Below are 221 nucleotides of genomic sequence, written 5' to 3'. Positions count from 1 at the left end.
CCCGCTCCGCAGCCCGCCCAGGCTCCCGCGGCGACCAAACCGGCCCCGGCTCCCAGCGGCAACGGCGCCACCCCCTACGTCACCCCGCTGGTGCGCAAACTGGCCGAGGAGAACGGCGTGGACCTGGCCACCGTCATCGGTTCCGGCGTCGGCGGTCGTATCCGCAAGCAGGATGTCCTCGCCGCCGCCGAGGCCAAGAAGACTCCGGCCGCGCCCGCTCC

Annotated in this window: 1 protein-coding gene; it reads left to right on the top strand. The window is 74.7% G+C overall.

The window, feature by feature from the left end; translation table 11 throughout:
* Positions 1 to 221 (top strand): E3 binding domain-containing protein (locus ON20_RS08430; protein WP_040834419.1); only part of this gene is annotated, 221 nt, incomplete at both ends.

The sequence above is a fragment of the Nocardia brevicatena NBRC 12119 genome (assembly GCF_000308495.1).
Taxonomy (GTDB): domain Bacteria; phylum Actinomycetota; class Actinomycetes; order Mycobacteriales; family Mycobacteriaceae; genus Nocardia; species Nocardia brevicatena.
Note: the sequence above shows the minus strand (reverse complement) of the source record. Positions and strands in the feature narration are given on the sequence as shown.